This is a genomic window from Arthrospiribacter ruber, assembly GCF_019343195.1.
In the GTDB taxonomy this organism is placed as follows: domain Bacteria; phylum Bacteroidota; class Bacteroidia; order Cytophagales; family Cyclobacteriaceae; genus Arthrospiribacter; species Arthrospiribacter ruber.
This window is the reverse complement of sequence record NZ_RPHB01000008.1, coordinates 132,193-156,682: the sequence shown is the minus strand read 5'-3', so window position 1 is coordinate 156,682 and position 24,490 is coordinate 132,193. Positions and strand designations below refer to the sequence as shown.

21 protein-coding genes are annotated in these 24,490 nt (G+C 39.7%); 19 read left to right on the top strand and 2 right to left on the bottom strand.

The genetic code is table 11. The features are described from left to right. Positions 1 to 3: 3 nt before the first annotated feature. Positions 4 to 2,022, bottom strand: a complete 2,019-nt coding sequence (locus EGN73_RS16910) for a tetratricopeptide repeat-containing sensor histidine kinase (protein ID WP_219292608.1) — start codon at positions 2,020 to 2,022, stop codon at positions 4 to 6. Positions 2,023 to 2,451: 429 nt separating this feature from the next. Between EGN73_RS16910 and EGN73_RS16905 the strand changes: the two genes are divergently transcribed. The 3 genes from EGN73_RS16905 to EGN73_RS16895 all read left to right on the top strand — a co-directional run bounded on the left by EGN73_RS16905 (position 2,452) and on the right by EGN73_RS16895 (position 4,704). After that, positions 2,452 to 2,979, top strand: coding sequence for a hypothetical protein (locus EGN73_RS16905; RefSeq protein ID WP_219292606.1), 528 nt, complete (start codon positions 2,452 to 2,454; stop codon positions 2,977 to 2,979). 47 nt (positions 2,980 to 3,026) lie between these two features. Next, the gene (locus EGN73_RS16900) at positions 3,027 to 3,578 is read left to right on the top strand and encodes a hypothetical protein (protein WP_219292604.1); all 552 of its coding nucleotides are present in this window, start codon (positions 3,027 to 3,029) and stop codon (positions 3,576 to 3,578) included. A gap of 91 nt (positions 3,579 to 3,669) precedes the next feature. After that, on the top strand, positions 3,670 to 4,704 hold the full coding sequence (locus EGN73_RS16895; protein WP_219292602.1) for a 3-keto-disaccharide hydrolase: 1,035 nt from the start codon (positions 3,670 to 3,672) through the stop codon (positions 4,702 to 4,704). A 717-nt stretch (positions 4,705 to 5,421) separates the two neighbouring features. Here EGN73_RS16895 and pdxA read toward each other — a convergent pair. Further along, positions 5,422 to 6,450 (bottom strand): 4-hydroxythreonine-4-phosphate dehydrogenase PdxA, encoded by a 1,029-nt coding sequence (gene pdxA, locus EGN73_RS16890; protein WP_219292600.1) that lies wholly within the window; start codon positions 6,448 to 6,450, stop codon positions 5,422 to 5,424. Between the two features lie 185 nt (positions 6,451 to 6,635). Here pdxA and rsmA point away from each other — a divergent pair, with 185 nt between their 5' ends. The 16 genes from rsmA to EGN73_RS16810 all read left to right on the top strand — a co-directional run bounded on the left by rsmA (position 6,636) and on the right by EGN73_RS16810 (position 24,415). After that, positions 6,636 to 7,418: a 16S rRNA (adenine(1518)-N(6)/adenine(1519)-N(6))-dimethyltransferase RsmA gene (gene rsmA / locus EGN73_RS16885; RefSeq protein ID WP_219292598.1), complete on the top strand. Its 783-nt coding sequence runs from the start codon at positions 6,636 to 6,638 to the stop codon at positions 7,416 to 7,418. Further along, a complete protein-coding gene (gene mgtE / locus EGN73_RS16880) occupies positions 7,406 to 8,773 on the top strand; it encodes a magnesium transporter (RefSeq protein ID WP_219292596.1) in 1,368 nt (455 codons plus the stop codon). The genes rsmA and mgtE overlap by 13 nt, the downstream gene beginning before the upstream one ends. Before the next feature lie 2 nt (positions 8,774 to 8,775). Then, complete coding sequence (locus EGN73_RS16875) at positions 8,776 to 9,711, top strand: NAD(P)-dependent oxidoreductase (RefSeq protein ID WP_219292594.1); 936 nt, start codon at positions 8,776 to 8,778, stop codon at positions 9,709 to 9,711. A gap of 195 nt (positions 9,712 to 9,906) precedes the next feature. Then, on the top strand, positions 9,907 to 10,380 hold the full coding sequence (gene greA / locus EGN73_RS16870; protein ID WP_219292592.1) for a transcription elongation factor GreA: 474 nt from the start codon (positions 9,907 to 9,909) through the stop codon (positions 10,378 to 10,380). A gap of 53 nt (positions 10,381 to 10,433) precedes the next feature. Further along, the gene (locus EGN73_RS16865) at positions 10,434 to 10,829 is read left to right on the top strand and encodes an HIT family protein (RefSeq protein WP_219292590.1); all 396 of its coding nucleotides are present in this window, start codon (positions 10,434 to 10,436) and stop codon (positions 10,827 to 10,829) included. A gap of 351 nt (positions 10,830 to 11,180) precedes the next feature. Continuing rightward, on the top strand, positions 11,181 to 12,494 hold the full coding sequence (xylA, locus tag EGN73_RS16860) for a xylose isomerase (protein WP_219292588.1): 1,314 nt from the start codon (positions 11,181 to 11,183) through the stop codon (positions 12,492 to 12,494). A 406-nt stretch (positions 12,495 to 12,900) separates the two neighbouring features. Continuing rightward, a complete protein-coding gene (locus EGN73_RS16855; RefSeq protein WP_219292586.1) occupies positions 12,901 to 13,479 on the top strand; it encodes a hypothetical protein in 579 nt (192 codons plus the stop codon). A gap of 115 nt (positions 13,480 to 13,594) precedes the next feature. Then, positions 13,595 to 14,173, top strand: coding sequence for a hypothetical protein (locus tag EGN73_RS16850; protein ID WP_219292584.1), 579 nt, complete (start codon positions 13,595 to 13,597; stop codon positions 14,171 to 14,173). A 136-nt stretch (positions 14,174 to 14,309) separates the two neighbouring features. Next, entirely contained in the window at positions 14,310 to 15,896 is a 1,587-nt protein-coding gene (locus tag EGN73_RS16845; RefSeq protein ID WP_246611635.1) for a hypothetical protein, read from the top strand. A gap of 282 nt (positions 15,897 to 16,178) precedes the next feature. After that, positions 16,179 to 17,870 (top strand): sulfatase family protein, encoded by a 1,692-nt coding sequence (locus EGN73_RS16840; protein ID WP_219292582.1) that lies wholly within the window; start codon positions 16,179 to 16,181, stop codon positions 17,868 to 17,870. After that, positions 17,870 to 18,010 carry a hypothetical protein gene (locus EGN73_RS16835; protein ID WP_219292580.1) on the top strand — a complete coding sequence of 47 codons (141 nt, stop codon included), beginning with the start codon at positions 17,870 to 17,872 and terminating at the stop codon, positions 18,008 to 18,010. Before EGN73_RS16840 ends, EGN73_RS16835 begins: the two co-directional genes overlap by 1 nt. Before the next feature lie 255 nt (positions 18,011 to 18,265). Then, the gene (locus EGN73_RS16830; protein WP_246611634.1) at positions 18,266 to 19,417 is read left to right on the top strand and encodes an aminotransferase class V-fold PLP-dependent enzyme; all 1,152 of its coding nucleotides are present in this window, start codon (positions 18,266 to 18,268) and stop codon (positions 19,415 to 19,417) included. 65 nt (positions 19,418 to 19,482) lie between these two features. After that, positions 19,483 to 22,239: a M14 family zinc carboxypeptidase gene (locus EGN73_RS16825; RefSeq protein ID WP_219292578.1), complete on the top strand. Its 2,757-nt coding sequence runs from the start codon at positions 19,483 to 19,485 to the stop codon at positions 22,237 to 22,239. 344 nt (positions 22,240 to 22,583) lie between these two features. Then, a complete protein-coding gene (locus EGN73_RS16820) occupies positions 22,584 to 22,805 on the top strand; it encodes a hypothetical protein (RefSeq protein WP_219292577.1) in 222 nt (73 codons plus the stop codon). 47 nt (positions 22,806 to 22,852) lie between these two features. Next, positions 22,853 to 23,365, top strand: coding sequence for a nuclear transport factor 2 family protein (locus tag EGN73_RS16815; RefSeq protein WP_219292575.1), 513 nt, complete (start codon positions 22,853 to 22,855; stop codon positions 23,363 to 23,365). Positions 23,366 to 23,914: 549 nt separating this feature from the next. Then, positions 23,915 to 24,415 carry a helix-turn-helix domain-containing protein gene (locus EGN73_RS16810; RefSeq protein ID WP_219292572.1) on the top strand — a complete coding sequence of 167 codons (501 nt, stop codon included), beginning with the start codon at positions 23,915 to 23,917 and terminating at the stop codon, positions 24,413 to 24,415. Positions 24,416 to 24,490 lie beyond the last annotated feature (75 nt).

The following is a 24,490-nucleotide window of genomic DNA, read 5'->3' as shown; positions in this document are numbered from 1 at the left end:
GGTTTATGATGCTTCCGAAAGGCTAATTTTCACTTCTGTTCCTGTGGGCATCTGCTGCTCATCTTTATGGTCCAAGGTGTCAAAGACCATGTTTTTTCCAGAAATTCTGTTGAATAGGTCTATCCTCTGCTGGGTAATGCTTACCCCCATACTTTTGTGGCTGTTATGTTCTGGATTGGCTGCCTTTTTTTGTCTGCCCACACCATTGTCTTTAATGGAAATCACGATTCCTTGACTGTTTTTCCTTATTTGGATTTCCAGTTTTTTGAAAGGAGCGGGACTGGGAAGCAGACCATGCCAAATTGAATTTTCCACGAAGGGTTGCAGCAGCATAGGAGGAACTCTGGTGTTCTGCAGTTCCTCCTCGTCAATGTTATCAAGAAGAAGACCGAAATTGAGGTTTTGTCCAAAGCGGTTTTCTTCAAGTTCTACGTATTTCCTTGTAAGTTCAAGTTCCTCTTCAAGGCTGATTGTAGGTACTTTGCTTGTTTGAAGGATGTCTCTGATAAACCTGCTCAAAGTAGTCAGGTATTTGATAGCTTCTCTTTTTTGGTCTTTTTGGATCAGAAGTTTGATAGAATTGAGACAGTTGAAAAGGAAATGAGGGTTCATCTGCATTCTGGTAGCCAATACTTCGGCTTGCAGCAGGTCGTTGCGATAGGCAGCTTCCAATTCCTTTCTTTTTTGCTCTTCAAGTTGTAAAGCCAGGTTTTTCTTTAGGTTGAGGTTTCTAAGTGTCAGTATGATCACCAAGGTGACTGCAATAATGGCCAATAGCATTCCGAAAAGTAAGGTTCTTTCCCGTTTGAATTTTTCTTCAGAAAGGAGGAACTGCTGTTCTTGCAGGTCTTTTTCTGCCTGTAGGAGGTTGATTTCGTTTTCTTTTTTCTCAAAGTCGAATTCCATTCTTAAGCCAGCAATAGTGGCTTCCTGCTCCACAAGGTTGAGGCTATCTTTGTATGATTCAGCCATTTTAAAGTACTGTAAGGCTTGGGCATAGTTTTCTCCCTTTTCATAGACTTCTGACATTTTGGCTGCGCATTCCCTGATAAGGGCCTTATTGTTTACTTCTTGGGCGATACGAAGAGATTTTCTGAAATAATCCAAGGCAGCAGAAGTGCGGTTTTGCTGCAACTGAACCTCGCCTAAGGCAAGTAGCATTCCGGAAACTTTGTGTTTCTGATTGATTTCTTCAAAAATTTCCAGTGCTTTTTGGTAATACGCTCTCGCTTGATTGAGGTCTTGGCCCTCTTCCAGATAAGAATGTCCGTAATATTCATAGGTCATGCCCAGTCCGTGCTTGTCCTTTCTTTCGGTATTGATGATGAGCAGCTCATCCAGGTAGTTTCTTGCCTCAGGATAATCTTTTTTTCTGGAGTAATAGCTTGCAATGGAAAGGTAGTTCATGGCCATTCCCAAAGTATTTTCCTGTTCCTTTTCAGTTTCAAGGGCTTTCAGATAATATTCAAGGGCTTCTTCATCTTTTCCTTCAATATAGCTCAATGAATTCCCCAGTCCATTGGAAGCTATAGCGATGTTGCGAAGGTTGTTTTCTTCTTCGGCGATTTTAAGGGCAAAAAGGTAGTATTCCACTGCAAGGTCAAATGCTTGGTCGTACCTGGCTGATACCCCAACATTATTGGCAAATCGCATTTTGAAATATGGATCAACCTCCTTGTCTTTGACAAGTTCAACGGCCCTTACATGAAGAGGGATTGATTTGGCATAAAGTGAATGATATCTGTAAAGCAGCCCAAGGTTGTCGAGACTTTCTGCTAAAAGTAGGGTGTCATCGTGGGTTTCTGCCATTTCTACAGCAAGTTCTGCAAATCGAAAATCATCCTCATCCTCAGGGTTGAGCCGATGGATCTGCCTGGAAAGATACATAGCAGTTCTGACTTTGCTGGAATCGTCTGAATTGCTTTGAAGCACAGCTTTAAGGCTGTCCAATTCAGATTGGGCAACGATAAAAAATGAATGAGTGAAACAAACACAGGTCACCAAAAAATATCTAAACGACATTTTACTTTAAGTAATTAAGGGTAGTAATCGGGGTTGAACTTAACGGGGTTTTGAACTATACTCCGATTAATTAAATTTTTGTTTAAAAAACTAAATTAATCCTGGAATTCCAAAACAAAAAAGAAAGTTTTGTGGAAAATATGGAGGAGGTACATAGTATTCTTGAATTCTAGGGTTTATAAGGTGTCAGGATGAGAAAATTGTTTCCGAAATATTTGATTTAATTTTTTTTCAAAAACCTTCCAATGAGAATTTATCTAACTTGAATTAGTAAGGTGGATGTTTAAATTATTATTCGTTATTTTTGATAATAAGTATATAAAAATTGTGGTTTTTGTAATTTTTTTTATTTAAAATATTGATATAATTTCGATTGTGAGTTTTCTTTTTTTAAGCTCATTTACAACAATCAAACAAAATCAATTTATCATGCTACATCAAAATTTTATCAGGATCGCTTTTGTGTTCATTTTGTTTATTTTCTCACTGCCGTACGTGCATGGGCAGGCTTTTCAGGAAAAAGACTTGGTTTTGAACGCTGGTCTAGGGCTGGGAAGTACTTATGCAGCGGGTTTATGGGGCGGTGGTTTTGGCTTGCCAATAGGAGTGGGTGCAGAGTATGGGGTTGCCAGCCTTGAGAAAGGAGTAATAGGCGTAGCTGGAGAATTCGGCTACGTAGGGTATAATTTTTATTCATTGACCACTTTTGGGGTTCGGGGCTCATTCCATTTTGCAGAGCTTTTGGAACTTGAGAAAGACAATCTAGACCTATATGGAGGTTTGGGTTTGTATTACAGGAATTTCAACTTTGAGGGAACTGCATTTGCTACCGGAGGGGCCTTTCTCTCATTTCATGCAGGTGCGAGGTATTATCTCTCTGAAAAATTTGGAGTGTACGGGGAGATCGGTAATACTTGGGCTTGGTTGAACCTGGGAGTAGTTTTGAAGATCAATTGATCTAAAACCAAACAAGGAAGAATTCTAATTATTATATAATCAAAAAAATGAAATCAATAAAAAGCCTATCAGTTATTTTCATGTGCTTTTTGGTTTTGAGTGGCGCATGTAGCAATGATAATGGATCGGATCCTATTTCAGGCGCAGACGATTTTCAACTTGAAGTTTCAGGAAATTTTCAATCTACGGCATCTGGCTTTGCTGATTTTGATGGTATGTCTTCTTTTGGAGTTAACACTTGGGAGATAAGCATGAACGATAATAATCCACAAAGCCTTAGCTTCCAGTTGATGTTAACTTCATCCACTTCAAATGTATCAAGACCTTCACCTGGAACTTATCAGGTAGGTTTTGAACCTAACAGCACTTCTGTTTTCACAGCAATATACACGCACATTCCCAATGGTGATTTTACGGCTTCAGAAGAATACTCGACTCTAATAGAAGGGTATGGAGGCACTCTAACTATCTCTTCATCATCTGATAATAAAGTAGAAGGTAGCTTTAATGTGATTTTGGCAAAAACAGATGATAATTTTAATGTAACAGGAGAAATAGAGGTGGTCGGAGAATTTACAGCAAGTAGAAGGATGAATTAAAGAACTTGAAATTTTGACTAATGAGGCGAGGAGTTTTAAAAATTAAGGTATTTGGCTATCTTGAAATCCAAATAACCTTTAATTTCAAGAGATGAATACATCGAAACCATACCTCAATCACAACTTAAAAACACTAGGCCTAGGGTCATTATTGACCTTGGGCCTTATTTTTTCTGCCCACAGCCAAAATACACCTCAAGCCGGGCAAGTTGCCTTCCAAACTGATGAACCAAGCCCACATACTACGCAGCTGAGTACACCTGATGCGGAGGATGTCATAGGTAGGTGGAACCTCACTCTGGACAAAAATGGAAAAGAAGCGCCATCCTGGTTGGAGGTGAAATTATCAGGCTTCAAGGTGCTTACTGGACATTTTGTAGGAGATGATGGGAGTGCCAGACCAATTTCCAAAGTTCATTTCGAAAATGGAAAGGTCTCTTTTAGCATTCCGCCACAATGGCAGAATACTGATCAGGATTTGGTCTTTGAAGGCATGGTCAATAATGGGGAAATGACAGGCACTATATTACATCCCATGGGTGATAAATACAGTTTTGTGGGAAAACCGGCTCCATCTCTTGTAAGAGAGAAGGCTCCTGAATGGGCGGAACCAATTGCGATTTTTAATGGAAATGACCTTTCAGGCTGGTATGCGGATAATGAACATAATCAATGGAAGGTAGTTAATGGCATTCTCACAAGTGAAGTTTCAGGTGCCAATTTGATCACAGAGGAGAAATTTGATGATTTTAAGCTAGAAGTGGAATTCCGGTATCCGGAAGGAAGCAATAGTGGAATTTTTTTGAGAGGAAGGTATGAAGTACAAATCCAGGATGACAAAGGGAAAGAAGCCTCATCGGTACTTTTTGGAGGAGTGTATGGGTTTTTGACCCCCAATGAGATGGTGGCAAAGGCAGCAGGAGAGTGGCAGACTTTTGAGATTACCTTGGTAGGAAGAAGACTGACTATAGTTGCCAATGGTAAAAACATTATTTGTGATCAGATCATCCCCGGAATTACCGGAGGAGCTTTGGACAGTCACGAGGCCCTTCCTGGACCAATAATGCTTCAGGGAGACCATGGACCGGTGGAGTTTAGGAAGATTGTACTAACTCCGGGGAAGTGATGAATTGTGTAACTGTTTTATTGCTGAACTGACAGCAATAGGTATGGCTGATATTCAGAGTTATTGAAATTGGCAATGATAGAAGGGGAATGACAGTTGGTGTACGTCATCCTGAGTTATTAAAATTGACATTTACAGAAAGGAAATGACATCTGCAGACCCGTCATTCTGAGATTTTAACATTTAGGGAATGTTCAGAAAGGGTAATGACAAAATTACGCGTCATGCTGAGCGGAGCTTGCGGAGTCGAAGCATCTCCCACATGGTAAGAGATTCTTCACTACGTTACCAATGACATCGATCGGGGCGACACGTCACTCTGACGAAGGAAGAGTCTCCCAAAATAGAGGAGATCTCCCGCAATGCTGCGGGACAGGCTTTCATCTCCGCAAGCTCCGATTCAGGATGACGTACACCAACTGTCATTTCCTTTCTGTAAATGCAAAATTTTAAAATCTCAGAATGACGATCCCTCCATATCTGTCAATGGTAGATTTTAAAATCCTGGGCTATTATACAATCCGCCCTTACAGGGCTAGGGATTCCCTCAAACAAAGTTAGACCCAACTTCATTATTCGATATTCATCATTCAGCATTCATTATTCAAATCGGTCATTTGGCCAACATTCCTCCTTCCTCCTTCATCCTTCCTTCCCGCCTTGATGACCAGTCGGACAGTCCTCATCCCTCATCCTTCATCCTTCATCCTTCCTCCTTCATCCTTCCTCTTCTTCCTCCCAGCCCATTCTGTTGCGGATGATATCATAAGCCTGCATAATGGCTGCCCGCATAGAACCTTCATCCGCAATATTTTTTCCTGCAATATTGTAAGCAGTGCCATGATCAGGTGAGGTACGGACAATAGTAAGTCCCGCAGTGAAATTTACACCTGTTTCAAAAGCCAAAGTTTTAAAAGGTATCAAGCCCTGGTCATGGTACATTGCCAGTATACCATCAAATTTTTTGTGATGCAGCATTCCGAAAAAGCCATCAGAGGGATATGGACCAAATATTAAATGACCTTTGTCTTTGAATTCAGATACCACAGGTTTGATTATTTTATCCTCCTCATCACCTAATAGTCCGTCTTCACCTGCATGGGGATTTAGTCCGAGAACCGCAACCTTCGGCTTGCTGATTCCAAAGTCATTTTTAAGTGAATCAATCATTAGATTCAGTTTTTTTCTGATGTTTTCAGCACTGATGTTTTTGGTGATTTGGGAAACTGGAATATGGCCTGTCACCAAACCAACACGGATATCCTCTGCAACCAGAAACATCAGACTTTCTTCACCTCCAAAAGCTTCTGTCAGGAATTCCGTGTGCCCAATAAATTTTTTTTCCGGGCTATTGATATTGTTTTTGTTCAATGGCGCAGTAACCAAGCCGTCTATTTTTCCAGATTTCAGGTCTTCTATGGCGTGTTCAAGCGCAGCCAAAGCCATTTTTCCTGCTTCCTGTGTTTCCACACCAGGGATGACTTCGGGGCTTTCGTCTACTACATTGATCAGGTTGGTCTTGCGGTTATGAACTTCGTCTATGTTCCGGATCTGCATAAAGTTGAAGTCTTCCAGCTCCAATTGCTTCCTGTAGAATGTCATGGCTTTGCCATGTGCATAAATGACGGGAGTAATAAGCTTCTGAAGCCGGTTGTCTAAAAGTGCCTTGATGGTTACCTCTGCACTGATACCATTAATGTCTCCGATACTGATACCTATGACGGGTTTGTTTTTTCTTTGGTTCATTAAGTCTGTCCTGTTCAAAATGAAAAGAGTAAAGAGCTGTTCACAAAACTTCGACCGATCAACCGGTGTCTCACTTGGTGTTGGATTTCCACAGATTCCATTGATTTGGAATTATATGATAGGCCTTTGTGATAATTCTCTTATTTTTGAGATGCAATTTATAGAAAATAATCAAAGGAAGGTACATGGAGAAGGTCAAACCCAAAAAACACCTTGGACAGCATTTTTTGACCGATCTGGGGATAGCAGAGCGGATAGCCAAAGCAGTCCAGGGACAGGATGGGGTCAGCAAAGTGTTGGAAATAGGTCCGGGAATGGGTGTTTTGACGGATTTTTTGATTCAAGAAAAATGGGATTTGTATTTGGTAGACATTGACAGTGAGTCTATTGTGTATCTCCATGGCAAATACCCTGATCTGGGCAATAAAATTATCGAAGCGGATTACCTCAAAAAGGATTTTACCCCGATCATGGGAGGTCCTTACGCCGTAGCAGGTAATTTTCCTTACAATATTTCCTCTCAGATTTTTTTCAAAATATTGGAAGAAAGAAATGCCGTAAAGGAAGTTGTCTGCATGCTCCAAAAGGAGGTAGCAGAACGCATAGCTTCGCCAAAGGGCAATAAAAGTTATGGGATTTTATCTGTGTTGCTACAGGCATTTTATGATATAGAGTACCTATTTACTGTGCCTCCGGGGGTCTTCAATCCCCCTCCAAAAGTGAATTCGGGAGTGATCCGATTGACTAGGAATACTGTGAGGGAATTGCCCTGCGACGAAAAGGTTTTTTTCAGGGTAGTCAAGCAGGCTTTCAGTACCAGAAGGAAAACCCTTAGAAATTGTATGAAGGGAATGGGATTGAAAGATGAGCTTAGGGAAGATCCCATGCTGGACCTGAGGGCAGAGCAGCTCGATGTGTCTGAATTTGTATTGTTAACAAAAAAAATACAGGAATCTTGGAACCAATAAAAACCTTTGAATTATCCAAAGAATACCTGGAGAGTCTTAGGCTTGGGATAGAAGAACAACAGAATGATTTTATTCTGGAATCTCTGGAAGGTGTGAATGTGGCAGATATTGCTGCATTGCTGGATGAACTCAATCTTGACGAAGCTATTTACGTGTTGAGGCTTCTTCCTAAAGCTACTTCAGCAGATATTTTGATAGAATTGGATGAAGATTCAGTCAACAAAGTGATCAGGGACATGGAGGCGTATGAGCTTGCTTCCTTGATTGATCAAATGGACTCTGATGATGCTGCGGATATTTTAATCCTGATGCCCTCCAAAGAAAGAGAGGAGGTAATCAGCCACCTACAGGAGAAAGAAAAGTCAGCCAATATCCTCGACCTGCTCCGTTATGATGAGGACACTGCGGGTGGTCTTATGGCAAAGGAATATATCAAAGCCAATCAAAATTGGAGTGTGATACAGACCATAGAGGAAATAAGGAGGCAGGCGGAGAAGGTAGAAAAAATTTATTCTATCTATGTGGTGGACAATAAACAGCATCTTCTGGGCAGGGTTTCTTTGAAAAAAATCATCCTTTCGGCTTCCAATACCAAGATCATGGATATCTATGAGCCGGAGTTGATTTCAGTACCTACCCACCTGGATGGAGAGGAAGTAGCCGAAATTATGCGGAAATACGACTTGGAATCCGTCCCCGTAGTCAATGCCAAAAACAAGCTCGTGGGAAGAATTACAGTGGATGATATTTTGGACTTGATCCGTGAGCAATCAGAAGAAGATATTCAGGCCATGACGGGGATTTCTGCTGATGTGGAAGAGTCGGATAGCATTCTGAGGATCTCCAAAGCACGGCTTCCTTGGCTGATCATTGGAGTAGTAGGAGGTCTTATGGGAGCACAGATCATTACCTTTTTCGAAGATGGCCTCAGCAAATACATCGCTTTAGCTTCATTTATTCCGCTTGTGGCTGCCACAGGTGGAAATGTGGGGATTCAGTCTTCCTCTCTGGTGGTACAGACGCTTGCCAGCAAGTCAGTCTTTGATGATACACCCTGGCAGCGCTTTGTAAAGGGATTTTTAATCGCCTTGGTAAATGGAATAGTTCTGGGTCTATTTGTATTTTCTGTTGTCAAATTCATTTACGGTTTTGAAACTATTTTTGGGGTTACCATAGGTTTGGCTATGTTTTGTGTGGTTTTGCTGGCTTCATTTATGGGCACGGTCACACCTTTGGTTTTAGATAAATTTGGGATCAATCCAGCCATAGCCTCGGGTCCTTTTATCACCACTGCCAATGACCTGTTGGGTCTGGCGGTTTATTTTGGAGTGGCAATGACGTTGTTAAAATTGTGAAAATGGGGTTAGGTAAGGTATTGATTATAGATGAAATGCACCCTTCCATAATACCTCTTTTGGAAGATGCAGGGTATATGGTAGACTACCATCCGGATATCCGGAGAGATGAAATTTTGGAAGTTATATGTATGTATACGGGATTGATCATCCGCTCCAAAACACCGATTGACCGGCCTTTGTTGGAACAAGCCGGTAATTTAAAATTTGTTGGCAGGGCGGGTGCAGGGCTTGATAATATTGACCTTGACTATCTTTCGGACCATGGGATTAAGCTGTTTCATGCGGCGGAGGGGAATATGGATGCGGTAGGGGAATATGCCGTAGGAGGGCTTTTGGCCTTGTTTAATCACATCAGCAAAGCTGATGATGAAGTGAGAAAGGGGATTTGGAAGAGAGAACAAAACAGGGGGGAAGAGCTGAAAGGCAAAACTGTAGGGATCATAGGTTATGGAAATATGGGTTCCTCATTTGCTAAAAAACTGGCCGGATTTGAAGTCAATATTTTGGCTTACGACAAGTACAAGACTGGTTTTGGGAATTTTCATGTCAGAGAATCCTCTTTGGGGCAGCTTTTGGAAGAGACAGATGTACTCAGTCTACATGTCCCACTTACATTGGAGACCAGAGGTTTTTTGAATATTGATCTCCTAGAAAGATTCAAGAAGCCCATTTACCTGATCAATACTGCAAGGGGAGAGATCATAACATTTGAGACCTTGAATGAGGCCCTTGACCGGGGTATTATAAAGGGAGCTGTATTGGATGTGCTGGAAAATGAAAAATTCAAAACCTTTACCGATAAACAAAAAAAGTCATTTGAAATACTTGCTCAAAAGAAGAATGTGATTTTCAGCCCCCATGTCGCAGGTTGGACTTTTCAGTCTTATGAAAAAATCAATCAGGTATTGGTTGAAAAAATTAAAGAGGCTTTTTGAAATTATGCGCATTATTATTGGGAATGAATTGATGCGATTTCCATCCTTTCAAATCTTTATAAACAGCATAGGTTGGTAAGTCTGAATAGAATTGTTACTTTTGTGCATCAACATAGTAAACAAGGAGAAAAGCAACGGTTTCAGTCAATGAGACCGTTCTTTTATTTTTCATAGCCATAGTAAAATTTCGAAAGCATGAGTAAGATACAGTATTACACCGAAGAAGGATTGAAGAAGCTCAAGGATGAGCTGCATGAATTGAAGACCAAAGGAAGGTCTGATATCGCCAAGCAGATTGCTGAGGCAAGGGACAAAGGTGATCTTAGTGAAAATGCTGAATATGATGCGGCCAAAGATGCACAGGGTCTCTTGGAATTGAAAATAGCCAAATTGGAGGCAGTAGTGGGAAATGCCCGCGTAATGGACAATTCCAAAATGGATGCTTCTAAAGTCGGTATTCTGTCAACTGTGAAAATCAAGAATCTGAAAAACGGTGCGACAGTGACATACATGTTGGTTTCCGAGGAAGAAGCCGATCTTAAATCCGGTAAAATTTCACTCGCTTCCCCATTCGGAAAAGGCCTCTTGGGCAAGTCCGTAGGAGATGTAGCAGAAATCAAAGCACCTGCTGGCACCCTGGAGTTCGAAATCCTGGATATCAGTTATTAAATTAAACTCAGATCCCATTGGTATTCCCCATTGGGATTTTTATTTTTAGGACTATGGCAAGCATATTTACAAAAATCATCAATAGAGAGATCCCTGCACAGATAGTAGCAGAGGATGACAATTATATTGCGTTTTTAGATATTATGCCCTTGGTCAAAGGACATGTATTGGTAGTGCCGAAAGTGGAGGTCGATTATATTTTTGATCTTGAGGATGAAATACTGGCTGGCTTACATGTTTTTTCAAAAAAAGTAGCCAAGGCAATTGATAAAACCATCAAATGTACACGTGTTGGTGTAGCGGTGATCGGTTTGGAAGTGCCCCATGTGCATGTTCACTTGGTTCCTTTAAGAAGCATGGACGACATCAATTTCAACAGAGAAAAGCTCAAACTCAGCAAGGAGGAACTGGCAGAGATTGCGGAAACGATACGGAAGGGTTTTGATTAAATGATGAATCGATGAACTGTTAAGGGTTAAACGTTAAGCGTTATGGGGTACGGACAATTAACCATTAACCATTAACCATTAACTTTTTTAACTATTAACCTTTACCCGATACCCAGCAACCATTCAACAAAATCATAAACCTTTGCGCTGGAAAAATCTCCGTTTATCGTAAATTCTCATTCGTAAATCCCATCTCTTTTCCGTTCTTCATTTTTGCAACCGATTCCATAAAGTTAATCATACAGACTTTGCATAAGGAGGTGCAAACGTTTTCCATATTCAGATAAAATATATAATTTGGTCACCTAAATAATTTCTTAAACCTATTTTATCTATTAAAACCCAAAAACTATGGCCAAGACCTATTTTCCCGGGATAGAAAAAATCAAATATGAGGGCAAGGGCTCTAAAAACCCATTTGCATTCAGGTATTACAACCCTGACCAAGTAGTGGCTGGAAAGTCCATGAAGGAGCATTTCAAATTTGCGATTGCTTATTGGCATACCTTCTGCGGCACAGGTGGAGATCCTTTTGGGCCAGGTACTATGAACAGACTTTGGGATGAAAATGCCGATGCAGTCCAAAGAGCGAAAGACAAAATGGATGCTGCATTTGAGTTTTTTACCAAAATCGGAGCAGAATATTATTGTTTCCACGATGTGGATCTGATAGATGAAGGTGCTACGCTGGAAGAATACGAAGAGCGTATGCAGATCATCACAGATTATGCGCTTGAGAAGCAAAAGGAAACTGGAATCAAATTACTATGGGGCACTGCCAATGTATTCAGCAATCCACGTTACATGAACGGCGCTTCTACCAACCCTGACTTTGACGTGGTAGCTTGGGCCGGTACCCAAGTGAAGAATTCCATCGACGCCACCATCAAATTGGGGGGAGAAAATTATGTGTTCTGGGGCGGTAGAGAAGGCTACATGTCTTTGCTCAATACAGACATGAAAAGAGAAACTGAGCACCTGGCCAAATTCTTAACCATGGCGCGTGATTATGCCCGATCAAAAGGTTTCAAAGGGAATTTCCTTATCGAACCTAAGCCTATGGAGCCAACCAAGCATCAGTATGATTACGATGCCGCTACCGTTGTTGGATTCCTGAGACATCATGGTCTGGATAAAGATTTCAAACTGAATCTTGAAGTGAACCATGCTACTTTGGCCGGCCATACTTTCCAGCACGAACTTCAGGTAGCTGTTGATGCGGGCATGTTGGGCAGCATAGATGCCAATAGAGGGGATTATCAGAATGGCTGGGATACCGATCAGTTTGCCATCAATATCCAAGAACTTACAGAATCCATGTTGGTCATTTTGGAAGGTGGAGGTATTCAAGGCGGAGGGGTCAACTTTGACGCCAAAGTGAGAAGGAATTCCACAGACCTTGAGGATCTTTTTCACGCTCATATTGGCAGTATGGATGCTTTTGCCAGAGGACTTTTGATAGCCAATGAAATATTGGAAAAATCAGCTTACAAAGACCTGAGGAAAGAGCGCTACGCTTCTTTTGATGCCGGAAATGGAAAATCTTTTGAAGAAGGCAATTTGACTTTGGAGGATTTGAGAAACCATGCCAAGTCAGTAGGTGAGCCTAAGCAGAGAAGTGGCAGACAGGAACTGTTCGAGAATATTTTGAATGATTATATTTGATAAAATTCGGTCAACCTGCCAGGATTCATAGATTAAGATATTAATGGATACTAGTAGGTATTGGATATTGGGGTTAAACATAATTTGAATGTTGGATTCTTTGGAAAACTAATATTCCTTTAAAAAAGTATGTATATCCCTTAGGTTGAAGTAAATATAAATTCCCATTCAAACTCGTAGAATCTGTGTGATAAATATCCCAATATCAATTTAATATCCATGAATATCCCCTCAAGACAGAAAATATGATATTCATACGCAGTGATGCGGAAAAATAAATTAATGATTTCATTTAAACCTGCTCAGATCAAATATTTGAGCAGGTTTTTTTCATTATATTAGAAAATCAGCTGTGGCTATTGCCTGAAAGACAATAAAATAAATGCCCCGGACTCCTCAGCAAACTATGGAACCATTTGTCAATAAACCAGAAGCATATTTAAATTTATTAAAGGATTTTACCATGGATCCCTGGGATTGGAATTCTCCCTTAATTCCGGCTATGGAAGCAAAAAAGGAAGAATTAAGTGAAAAAAGAATTCGATTATTCCCAATATGGGAGAAATTCCTAAACAAACTCAGTACCTATGAATGTGTGTATGAAGTGAAAGAAACCTCGATTCAACACGGTTTCCATCTCTTAAGTACACAAATTAGACTGCAAGGGCCAGGATGTAAGGGGCTTGTATTTTTAGTAAGTATGCTTGGACTATATGGCGTTTTTTTTGTGGATTATGATAAACCAGCTCTGGTCCCTTTAGATGATGGTTATGGAAAAGGTTGGTTGAGTTATTATCCTTACGATGAGGAAGGGGAGATTCTTTCTCGCAAAATCTTTAACGAAATAGGGACTCTTTTCCCTGATTTTTCCAAGTTCGATAATGCATATGCTTCCATTAAAGTGAATAACATTTATTTGGGTAATTTTGAAAAGGAACTTGATTTGTTTAAGGCCATATTTACTACTAATACTATATTTCTATAGATATACTAAATTGTCTTTTAGTAAAACAAGGTTTTTAGGTTTTGAATAAGGTTAACTTTGATGAGTTTTTCTCAGAAAGACAATAAAATAATTACATAAGACTCCCCAGCCATATATGGAACCCATTGTCAATAAACCAGAAGCATATTTAAATTTATTAAAGGATTTTACCATGGATCCTTGGGATTGGAATTCTCCCTTAATTCCGATTATGGAGAAGAAATATTCTAAACTAGGCTTACTGCGAAGCAGTTATTTACCAAAATGGGAGAAGTTTTCAGAAAAAATCAGAGCCTTTGAAGGGGTATATGAAGTTCGGGACTCTTCTTTTCAGCACGGGAATCATATTCTGAGTGTGAAAGTGAGGATGGATGGTCCGGGTTGTCGGGGAGTAGTACTTTTGGTAAGTATGCTCGGGCTTTATGGCTTGTATTTTGCCGATTATGAAAAGCGTGCACTGGTTCCTTTAGAAGATGGTACCGGAAAAGGTTGGTATAGCTATTACCCCTATGATGAAGAGGTGGAGATTTTCGCAAGAAAGTTATTCCATGAAGTAGGAGAATTGTTTCCGCAGTATTCCAAATTTGATAATGCATATGCTTCAATACCTGTTAAGAAACTTCACCTTGATCACCTAGAAAAGGAATTGGATCTTTTTTCAGCAATCTTCACCAATAACATTTTTTTTCTTTAAAAATGAGAAAGAGTTAGCTTAATAGATATCTGAATACTTAACAGTATTCAATAATAATTAGTGATTTCATTTAAACCTGTTTAGATCCAAGATTTGAGCAGGTTTTTTTATTCGCTGGAATAATTTATATTTAGTTATGAAATTACTGTATAAATTTTTCCTGGCATCTTTTTTAAGTGTATTCTGCACATACTCCTTTGGGCAAGTCAGCTTTGGCGAACGACTTGAGGTAAGCGGCGAATTTTCCAGTCAGCCAGTGTGGGTAGACGTTTCCGAGGATTACTTTTTTGCCTATCAGATCAATAAAGGAGATGCTGAGAAACAGTTGAATTTGAAAATATCCATAGCGACTAAGTCATTTGGGGATGAAAAGGTGGTAGACATTCCTCTCAAATGGAGTCATGTGCTCAAAAGAAAAAAAGTCTTTGGGGATAAAGTTTACTTTTTATGTGAAAATACCCAGAGGCATTTGAATGAGAAATACCTGTTGATCTTAGACCTGAAAACTAAAGAAACAAAGGAAATCGACCTTAAGAACACAGTAGAAAGCCCAATCTCTGATTTTGAAATTTTAGATGACAGGATACTTCTGTTGTACTATGTTCAAAATAGGCCCATTGCCCAGGTCAAAGAAATGGCTACCGGCAAGGTTTATACGGTGGAGGATGTTTTTCAACCTGGGATGCTTGTTCAGGAGGTTTTTGGAGATGAAATGACAGGGGTTTTTAACCTGATGATCAAATTCAGGACGAAAGACAGAAGCAAATCTTTTCTCATGTCCTCGATCAACAAGGAAGGGGTTATGCTTCGAAACCACTTGTTTGAAAACGAATCCAAAAATAGGGAGAACATTGACATGATCATTTCTAATGAAGGTCCTTTGAAATTTATTGCAGGAACTGTTGGGATGACGAATAAAGTTGGGTACAACGGTTTCTATGGAGGATACCTTGCTGATGGTAGCGACCCCTTTAACAATATTGTTGAGATCAATGACCTGGATGGATTCTTTGCTTTTGAAAAAGATGGAGGTGAAAAGAGCCGTAAAAGCTGGGAAAAGTCTAGGAACCCTTCTTTGAAGGAAGCTTTGGCAGCAAGGGAAATCATAAAAAATGATCATGGCTATCTTTTGTATTCAGATCATTTCTTGCCTGTAGGCAATTCGCATTTAACGAAGGATGGAGTATATGATCATCACTATTACCATTTTAACCCTATAAAGGATTTAAATTACGGAAGGCGAGGGACCGCTGCTCCAGTTTATGAAGCTGGTTCTGGAGTGTGGATCCCAACTCCAGTGACTGATCCTGATATTTACTTTTCCTTCAAATCCTCTCACTTTTTACAGTTTGACAACAATGGAGATGTGTTATGGGATTATGCCGTGCCCCTGCCCAAAAAGTCTACTTTTGTCCCGCTTTCTTATGGTCAGATATTCTCAGGAAACAAGGATCATTTCATATATGAATTTGAAGGAAAGCTTTTCTATTCGTTAATTTCAGAAGGTGATTTTCAGGAAATTAACCAAGAAGTCAAAATCCTGAATCCTCAGAAAGGTGATAAAGTATTGAGTTTAAGAAACTCTGACTTAGAGGTCAAAGCATTAAATAATGGGTCATTTCTATTGACAGGAAGGCAACAAATAAGGTATGTGAATGAAGATGGTCAAGCAGTTGATGAAAACAACTTTTTCTTTCAGGAATTGCAGGTGGATGACTTTTGATTGATGCTATAAAATGGTCAGATAGTCTTTATGCAATCTTAGCACGTTAATCAGCTTTGCCAATCCAAAAATTTAGATGTTTATTTCTTTCCAGGATAGATCCATTCGTATTGTTGTGGAATAGTATATTTGGCTTTTGCTACCATTGAGCAAAATAAAATTTGAATAAGGGGAATTGAACCTTAAATTGGGATTGAAGAATATCCTTTTAAAAATCCAAGAATAAAGGAATAACTCTAGTAAAAAATCCCTATTCAATTATCACTAAAAACCTTCCATAGCATGCGTAATATCGCTTTTATTCTCCCTTTTTATTTTGCTTTGATCATGTTAAGCTTTTCCTGTGAACAAAAGGAAGAAGAAAAAAAGCGACCCAATATCATTTTTATTATGTCTGATGACCATGCCTATCAGGCCATTTCTGCTTACGATGAGCGTTTGATACAGACTCCAAATATCGACAGGATTGCGAAAATGGGTATGTTGTTTACCAATGCCTCTGTAACCAATTCCATATGTGCTCCTTCTAGGGCGACCATACTTACCGGGAAACATTCCCATCTGAACGGGAAGACAGACAATCATTTTCCATTTGACACGACCAATGTCACCTTTCCACAGCTTTTTCAGGAGGCTGGCTATCAGACTGCCATGTTTGGAAAGCTGCATTTTGGAAATAATCCTAAGGGTTTTGATCAGTTCAAAATTCTCCCTGGACAAGGGTCTTATTACAACCCTGATTTCATCACCAAAAATGAAGGAAATATAAAAGTTGAAGGTTATGTCACGGATATCATCACTGATATGACCTTGGATTGGTTGCAAAATGAAAGGAAAGAAGAAGAACCATTTATGCTAATGTACCTGCACAAGGCGCCACATAGGGAATGGTTGCCTGCTGAAAGGCACATCGCTGAATTTACCCAGAAAGAATATCCAGAGCCTGTGACACTTTTTGATGATTATGTAGGTCGTGGTACTGCCGCAAAAGATGCTGAAATGAATATTTTGACCCATATGAACTGGGCCGGGGACTCCAAGGTGTATCCGAAAGTGATGGATGAATTGGGTATTGCTGACGCCTCTGGCTGGGACAAGGGAGCTTTCCAAAGGGAAGTTGGGCGAATGAATGAAGCACAAAGGGCCAATTGGGATAAGACCTATGGTCCTGTAAATGAGGACTTCAAAGCCGCCTATCCCAACATGACCGAAGAGGAAAAAATGAGATGGAGGTACCAACGCTACATGCAGGATTATTTGGGGACGATTGCTTCAGTCGATGAAAATGTGGGCAGGGTTTTGGATTATCTTGAAGCCAATGGGCTCATGGAAAACACCATCATAGTCTATACATCTGATCAGGGCTTTTACTTAGGAGAACATGGTTGGTTCGATAAAAGGTTTGTGTACAACGAATCCTTCAAAACGCCTTTATTGGTGGCCTGGCCAGGAAAGGTTCAAGCTGGGAGCAAATCAGATGAAATGGTGCAAAACCTCGATTTTGCCCAGACATTTTTGGAGGCAGCGGGCATTGAAGCCCCCTCAGACATGCAGGGGGAGAGTTTGATTCCGCTATTGACAGGGCAGTCGGACCAATGGACCCGGGATGCCGTTTATTACCATTACTATGAATACCCTTCTATCCATATGGTCATGCGGCATTATGCCATCGTTACCAAAGAATACAAATTGATCCATTTTTATTTTGATGTGGATGAATGGGAGTTGTATGACCGGAAAAATGATCCTCATGAATTGAAAAACGTGTACAATGATCCCGAGTATGCGGATATTAAAAATAAGCTTCATGAGGATCTTAAGGATATGCGCAAAAAATATGGAGATTCTTCCCAGATTAGCCAAAGGCTTTTGGAAGAGTACTTGAGGCAATTTGAAAAGAAAGGCGCTGAAGGCTTCAAGGACGAGCAATTGCAGAAAATACTGAAAATGGATACCCAACTTAATTTGGATTGATGAAAAGGATCAATACCCTTCATTTGGAAAATATAGGATACCATCTCCGTGAGGGAGAACATGACCTGAGTATTTACGATTGGAAGCGTTTTCTGGATTTTGCAGAAAAGAGATTTTCTACATTCAAATCATTGTATTAATCCTGTCAGGTTTTATATTCGGGCAAAATTTATAATAAGCAATGTCATTTCCTTTTTTTTGGCAATAATATAAATTTCGATTACAATCGAAATGTAAATTCATTTGGTGAATGATTTCGATCATAATAGAAATTATGTACATTAATTATTGAGATCCTAATATTTGAATTTTTTCTTTAGTTAGATCAAATTATAATTTGTCGATTGATCTACAAGCAGTAGTTTGCATGTGAATAAAGATCAACCCAATACCAATTGAAAAACCAAAAACACCTTTTCTCCCTTCCCAAGGATATCCACTACTTGAATTGTGCTTATATGGGGCCACAGCTCAAGACTGTGGAGCAAGCGGGCATTGAAGCTGTCCTGAAGAAAAACAATCCAACCCAGATCAAACCAAAACATTTTTTTGAAGAAGCTGGAGTGTTGAAGCAAAATTTCGCAAAAATCATCAATGCTTCTGCTGAGCGGATTGCCATCGTGCCTTCAGCTTCCTATGGACTGATGACGGCGGTCAATAACCTGCCTCTGGGAAATGGCAACGAAGCCTTGGTAGTAGGAGAAGAGTTTCCAAGTGGATACTTCAGCATAGTCCGCTGGTGTGAAAAACACCAGAAACAACTCAAAACCATCCCAAGACCTTACCAAAATCCTGAGGTAGGTAGAGAATGGCACGAACAATTGATGGAAAACATTACAGATCAAACGGCTGTATTGATGATGTCAACGGTTCACTGGACAGATGGGACGAAGTACCTTTTGGAAGAAATAGGCCAAAAATGCAGGGAGCATAAGGTGGTATTTATTCTGGATGGCACCCAGTCTGTAGGAGCGATACCATTTGATGTGCAAAAAGTGAAACCGGATGCCCTGGTCTGCGCAGGATACAAATGGTTGTTAGGGCCATATTCCTTAGGTTTGGCGTATTTTTCGGAGCTGTTCAATGATGGGATTCCCTTGGAAGAAAGCTGGATGAACAGGTCCAATTCACAGGAGTTTGCCTCACTTACCAAGTATGACCCGGTGTACTCCGAAGGCGCCGGCAGGTACAATATGGGTGAATTCAGCAACTTTATACTTCTGCCTATGCTGAACAAAGCCCTGGAACAAATACTCGATTGGGGAGTGGGAAATATTGAGTCATACACCAAACAACTGGCAGCACCTCTTTTTCCTTTCCTGAAAGAAAAAGGCTATGGTTTTGAGGAAGAGGCTTTCAGAAGTGGGCATCTTTTTGGGATTCATCTTCCCGCTACCATGGACAAGGAAAGTCTGTTGGCGGATTTAGAGAAAAGTAAAATATATGTTTCTGTAAGAGGAGAGGCCATCAGGCTTTCCTTACATCTTTTCAATACTCTAGAGGACCTTGAGGCTTTGATGGATGTATTGGATCGACCATCCAAATAAATTTTACCTCAGCTATACGCTCTTTTTTTGTAGTTTCCCTTCAAGAAAATAATATAACCATCGATATGAAGCCAACCTTTAAAATTTTGTTTGCCCTTGTGGTCTTATTCAGCTTGGAGCTGAAGGCTCAAAAGGTAGATGAAGCCTATGTGGAAAAAATCAAGGAATTTACCACAGATGACCGCTTTTTACCCAAATCCTTATTGGATATAGTAGATCACCCTTCCATTCCTTCACCATTGAAGCATTTTGGACATATCATAGGTACAGAAGGAATTGTTCACCGTACTTCTGAGATTTATGGGTATTACCAAAAATTAGCCGAAAGCTCTCCATTGGTACACATGCAGGAAATGGGCAGGACGGAAGAAGACAGGCCTTTTTACCTGATCGTTATCGGTAATCAGGAGTCTATGGACCGGCTAGACCATTACAAAGATCAACTGGCCAAACTGGCTGATGCCAGAAAAACCAGTCCGGAACAGGCCGAGCAAATTATCATGGACAGCAAGCCTGTTTATTACGTGTCAGCCGGCATGCATGCCACCGAAATGGGTGCGCCCGAGATGTTGATGGAATTGGCTTACAGGCTGGTCACTTCCGATGCCAATGATATCAATGCGATCCGTGAAAATGTCATCACTGTGATCAATCCTGTTTCAGAACCGGATGGCTGGGACAAACAAGTGGATTGGTATTTCCGATATACCAAAGGCAGGGAAAAGTTTGACGATGGATTCCCAAGATCTACGCCTTACTGGGCCAAGTATGTGTTCCATGACAATAATAGAGATGGTTTGCAAGTTTCTCAGGAAATCACCAAGTCTATTTTCAAAGGCTTCTTTGAGTTTCACCCCACGGTAATGTTGGATTTGCATGAGTCTGTACCTTTGCTTTATATCTCTACCGGAACAGGTCCTTACAATGAGTTTGTTGACCCAATCACCCAAAGTGAATGGCAGGTCATGGGCAATCACGATGTGGCGGAAGTTTCTGCACAAGGCATGCCCGGTGCATTTACTTGGGCCTTTTATGACGGATGGTGGCCAGGGTATGGGATTTGGGTGGCAAACAACCATAATTCCAACGGCCGATTTTACGAAACTTATGGCAATGCAGGAGCAGATACCTATTTGAGGGATTATTCCACGGCCAAATTTGCCGGAGACCTCGCCTCTTCCAAAGAATGGTATAGACCGGACCCGGCCACTCCACTGGTTTATTGGTCTTTTAGAAACAATATCAACTATACCCAAGTGGGTGTCATCGCTTCCCTTTATTATGCGGCCACCAATGGGCAATTATTGTTGAGGAATTTTTATAAAAAAGGATTTAACAGCATAGAAAAAGGGAAAAAAGAAGGACCAAAAGCCTTTACCATCGCCAAGGAGCAAAGAGACCCGGCCATGGTAGCCTATCTTGCCAACCAGCTCAAGGTTCAAGGTATAGAAGTTCATGAAAACGACAGCCATTATGTGGTGCTTTCTGAACAGCCTTATCGAAACCTATTGGTGTCTCTTTTGACGCCACAGTCTTATCCAAAAGAGGCCAAATATCCGCCTTATGATGCCATTGCCTGGACATTACCCTACCTGTATGGAGTAGATGTGGAAGCAAAAGATGAAGTGGACTTTGATGTTTCTTCCCTGAAAATGTTGACAGAAGACGCCGTTTATGAAGGAAAGATTTCTGGTTCTGGGAATACTTATATTCTTCCTTATCATGCCCAGAATACTGTTTTGCCTGCCTTGTATAGTTTGAAGAAGGACAATAAAAATGCTGAAATATCCATTCTTACCAAAGAAACCGAGATAGGAGGACAGACTTACGGCGCTGGATCTTTGATTTTGAAAAAAGTCAATGCGAATCAGGCTTCTAAAATTGCTTCAGGTTTCGGTTTGGACTTAGAATCCAGCAATGCCAATGTGTCCTCTGATGATTTGAAAACTGTCAATCTTCCAAGAGTGGCAGTATACCACACTTGGTACAATACACAGGACGAAGGCTGGACCAGGTATACTTTTGAGGAAAGGGGAATTCCTTACACTTCTATAGACAAGGATGACCTGAAAGCAGGTGGCCTGAAGTCCAAATATGATGTGATCATCATGCCAAGGATCAGAGGGAATGCCAAGAATTTCGTCAATGGAGTCGATAAGAAATTCGGTCCTATGCCATTCACCAAAACTGCGGAGTTTCCTTCCCATGGATTCCCGGCATCTACCAGTGACATGACTGGTGGTCCGGGTTTCTTGGGAGTGGATAATTTGAGAAAATTCGGTGAAGAAGGTGGTGTAATTATCAGCTTCGATAATATGAGTGCGATATTGGCTGAGTTGGGTATCGCTTCCGAACTGTCACCTGTAAGTACTTCGGGATTGTTTCACCCAGGTTCCATTATCCGGGCCAAAGCCAGAAAATCTGATTCTCCGGTATTGTACGGGTTTGGAGAAAGTTTCCAGCTTTTCAGAGGAAATGGGCCACTATTGCAGACTGACAAATACAACAGGGATTTGATGTTGGTGCAATATGGTTTTGATCCATTGAAGGACGAAGTGGAATACGAAGGCCATATTATGGGAATGCCTGAAAGAGAAAAAGTAGAAAAGGAGGAGAAAAAGGATAAAAATCCTGATTATGTGATTGCTGGAATGGTCAGAAATGAGCAGGAGATCGTAGGACATGGTTCTGTATTCAGCCTGCCACTTGGTAAAGGAACTGTAGTGGCCTTTACATTTGATCCTCTTCACCGTTACCTGAACCATCATGATTCTCCAATGGTCTGGAACGCCCTGATCAATTGGGATAAATTGAGGAAATAAAACTTTTGATTCAATATCGTTTAGTTAGGATAACTATTCCAAAGTTGAGTTTTGGCAATTGAGTTTGTTTTAATTTTAACCAACTTTGGAATAGTTTAAATTCAAATAGCAAACTTTTTTAAGCGACATTGAATTTTGGTTGTAAAAAAGCAGGTCAGGGATGGCCTGCTTTTTTTATTGCACAAATTGCTGATAGAAAGTGGTTGTGTCTAAGAGATTGAAATGGTAAATAAAATGCAGTATAAGGTCTCAAAATTGTAATTTGTTGTCACAAAATTGAAAGTGATCCAGGATTTTTTTTTCTAGATTTGATTTTATTGTTTTAAAATTTTTAACTGAAATCAATGGAAAATTTACCACCGAAAACCCAACGGATTTTTGCGCTAGATACTTTAAGGGAGATCATGATGCTTTTAGGTATAGTCATACATACAGCTTTTTTGATCAGCTTAATTAGCTATGAGATTTTTGTGAGGAACAGCTTTATCGGGCTTTTACTTAATGGAAGGAAATACGAACCACAATTATTGAATAAAATGAAAACTGTACTTATTAAGACCGCATAGTCAGCAATTCAAATTGTTTTATAACGCTTAACCAAAACTATAACATTATGAAAAATCAATTTAAATCCCTTTTGCTCCTTTTTGCAATAATTGCAACCTTGGGCTCAGTTCAGGCGCAAGTTTATATGGTCAGTATGGACCATGAGAAAGAAGAAAAATTATTGATGGATTTCTTTAAGGCTATTGAAGCAGGAGATTTTACTACTTTGGGCAATCTGTTACACAAAGATTATGAAGGCTATGGACCGGGTAATTCAGAAATGGCCGATCATGCTACCTTTATCGAAAACTGGAAAAATAATCACAATATTGCCAATGATATTAAAATAACTGAAATAGTGAATGCTGCACTGGAAGTCAAAGATGGCGACCTGAAAGGAACTTGGGTTTGCTCATGGGCGAATTACAGTGCTGTCCAAAAATCAGATGGCCAAAAAGTGAGTTTCCCGTTTCAATTGACCTCCCAAACAAGGGATGGGAAGATTATTGGATCGAGGTTATATTTCAATGAATTGGAATTGATGACTCAATTGGGATTTAAGCTATCTCCTGGCAATTAGTTGAATCTTAATGTTTTAAAGAGCCTTTCTAACTACCTGATAGAAAGGTTTTTTTATGAAAAATCTTTTCCGAATATCTTAACTTATAAATTGATATGAATGAAATTTTTAGAAGGTTCTATCGTTTTTATTTAAAAAACTATAGAAAGAACTATGTAATAATAATCATTTATTTTTCGATAGAAAAGTTCGATAATTTTTTATTAAACTAATTTAATTTTATTTTATATCAAATTTTAAGTATTTTTATTAACTTTATTTAAAATCGGGAAACAGGATAATTTTCGCTTTAGAGAATTTGAGGGCTCATTATTTGGGGGAGATCCTTTTTTGAGAAAAATCAATTGGTGATCAAATCAAACTTATAGATTTAAAAGCCTCGAATTCAAAGGTAAATTGTAATTGTTTCCATATCAATTTGTGAGGATTTTAACTTTAGTATCAGTTATGAACTTTTCTCTAATTTTTTTCTTTTTTGTGGTATCTATTGGAGCGATCGTATGGTTGGTTCATTTGAGTTGTAAAAATCTTTTTGAATCAAATATAGAAATGAAAGGAGGGCATACCACATTCAAAAATCCGGATATTTACTCCCGACTCGATTTTAAAATAAAATTTTTTATTAGGCCAGAAAAAATCGGAACCAAATCGAGTAAAGAAACTCTTCAAAAAAATATTTTAAAATATTCATTTCATGAAGAAATCCTGCCAATTACAGGTAAGAATGGATTAAATTATAAGGACCGTGAGTTTTTAGTACTCTTTGGCAATAAAGTCAAAGAAAATATAAGGAACGAACATTTTGGTGTAAGTGAACTCAGTTATTGTCTTCACATGAGTAGAAAAAATCTCCATCGTAAAATCAAGATATTAACCGGTGTTAGCCCTTGCGAACTCATTAGAAATATAAGGCTTAGTAAGTCCGTTGAGCTTTTGAATTCCGGGAAATATTCAGTCTCGGAAATTTCATATTTGGTTGGGTTTAGTTCTGTTAGTTATTTTTCAAAATGCTTTTCAGATCGGTTTGGAGTTCCTCCATCTAAAGTCTAGACTTTTTGTATGTTAGGGCAGGGAGTCAGAAAGGATTCTATTATTGGCTTAGGATGTGGTTTTTTGATAAATGGA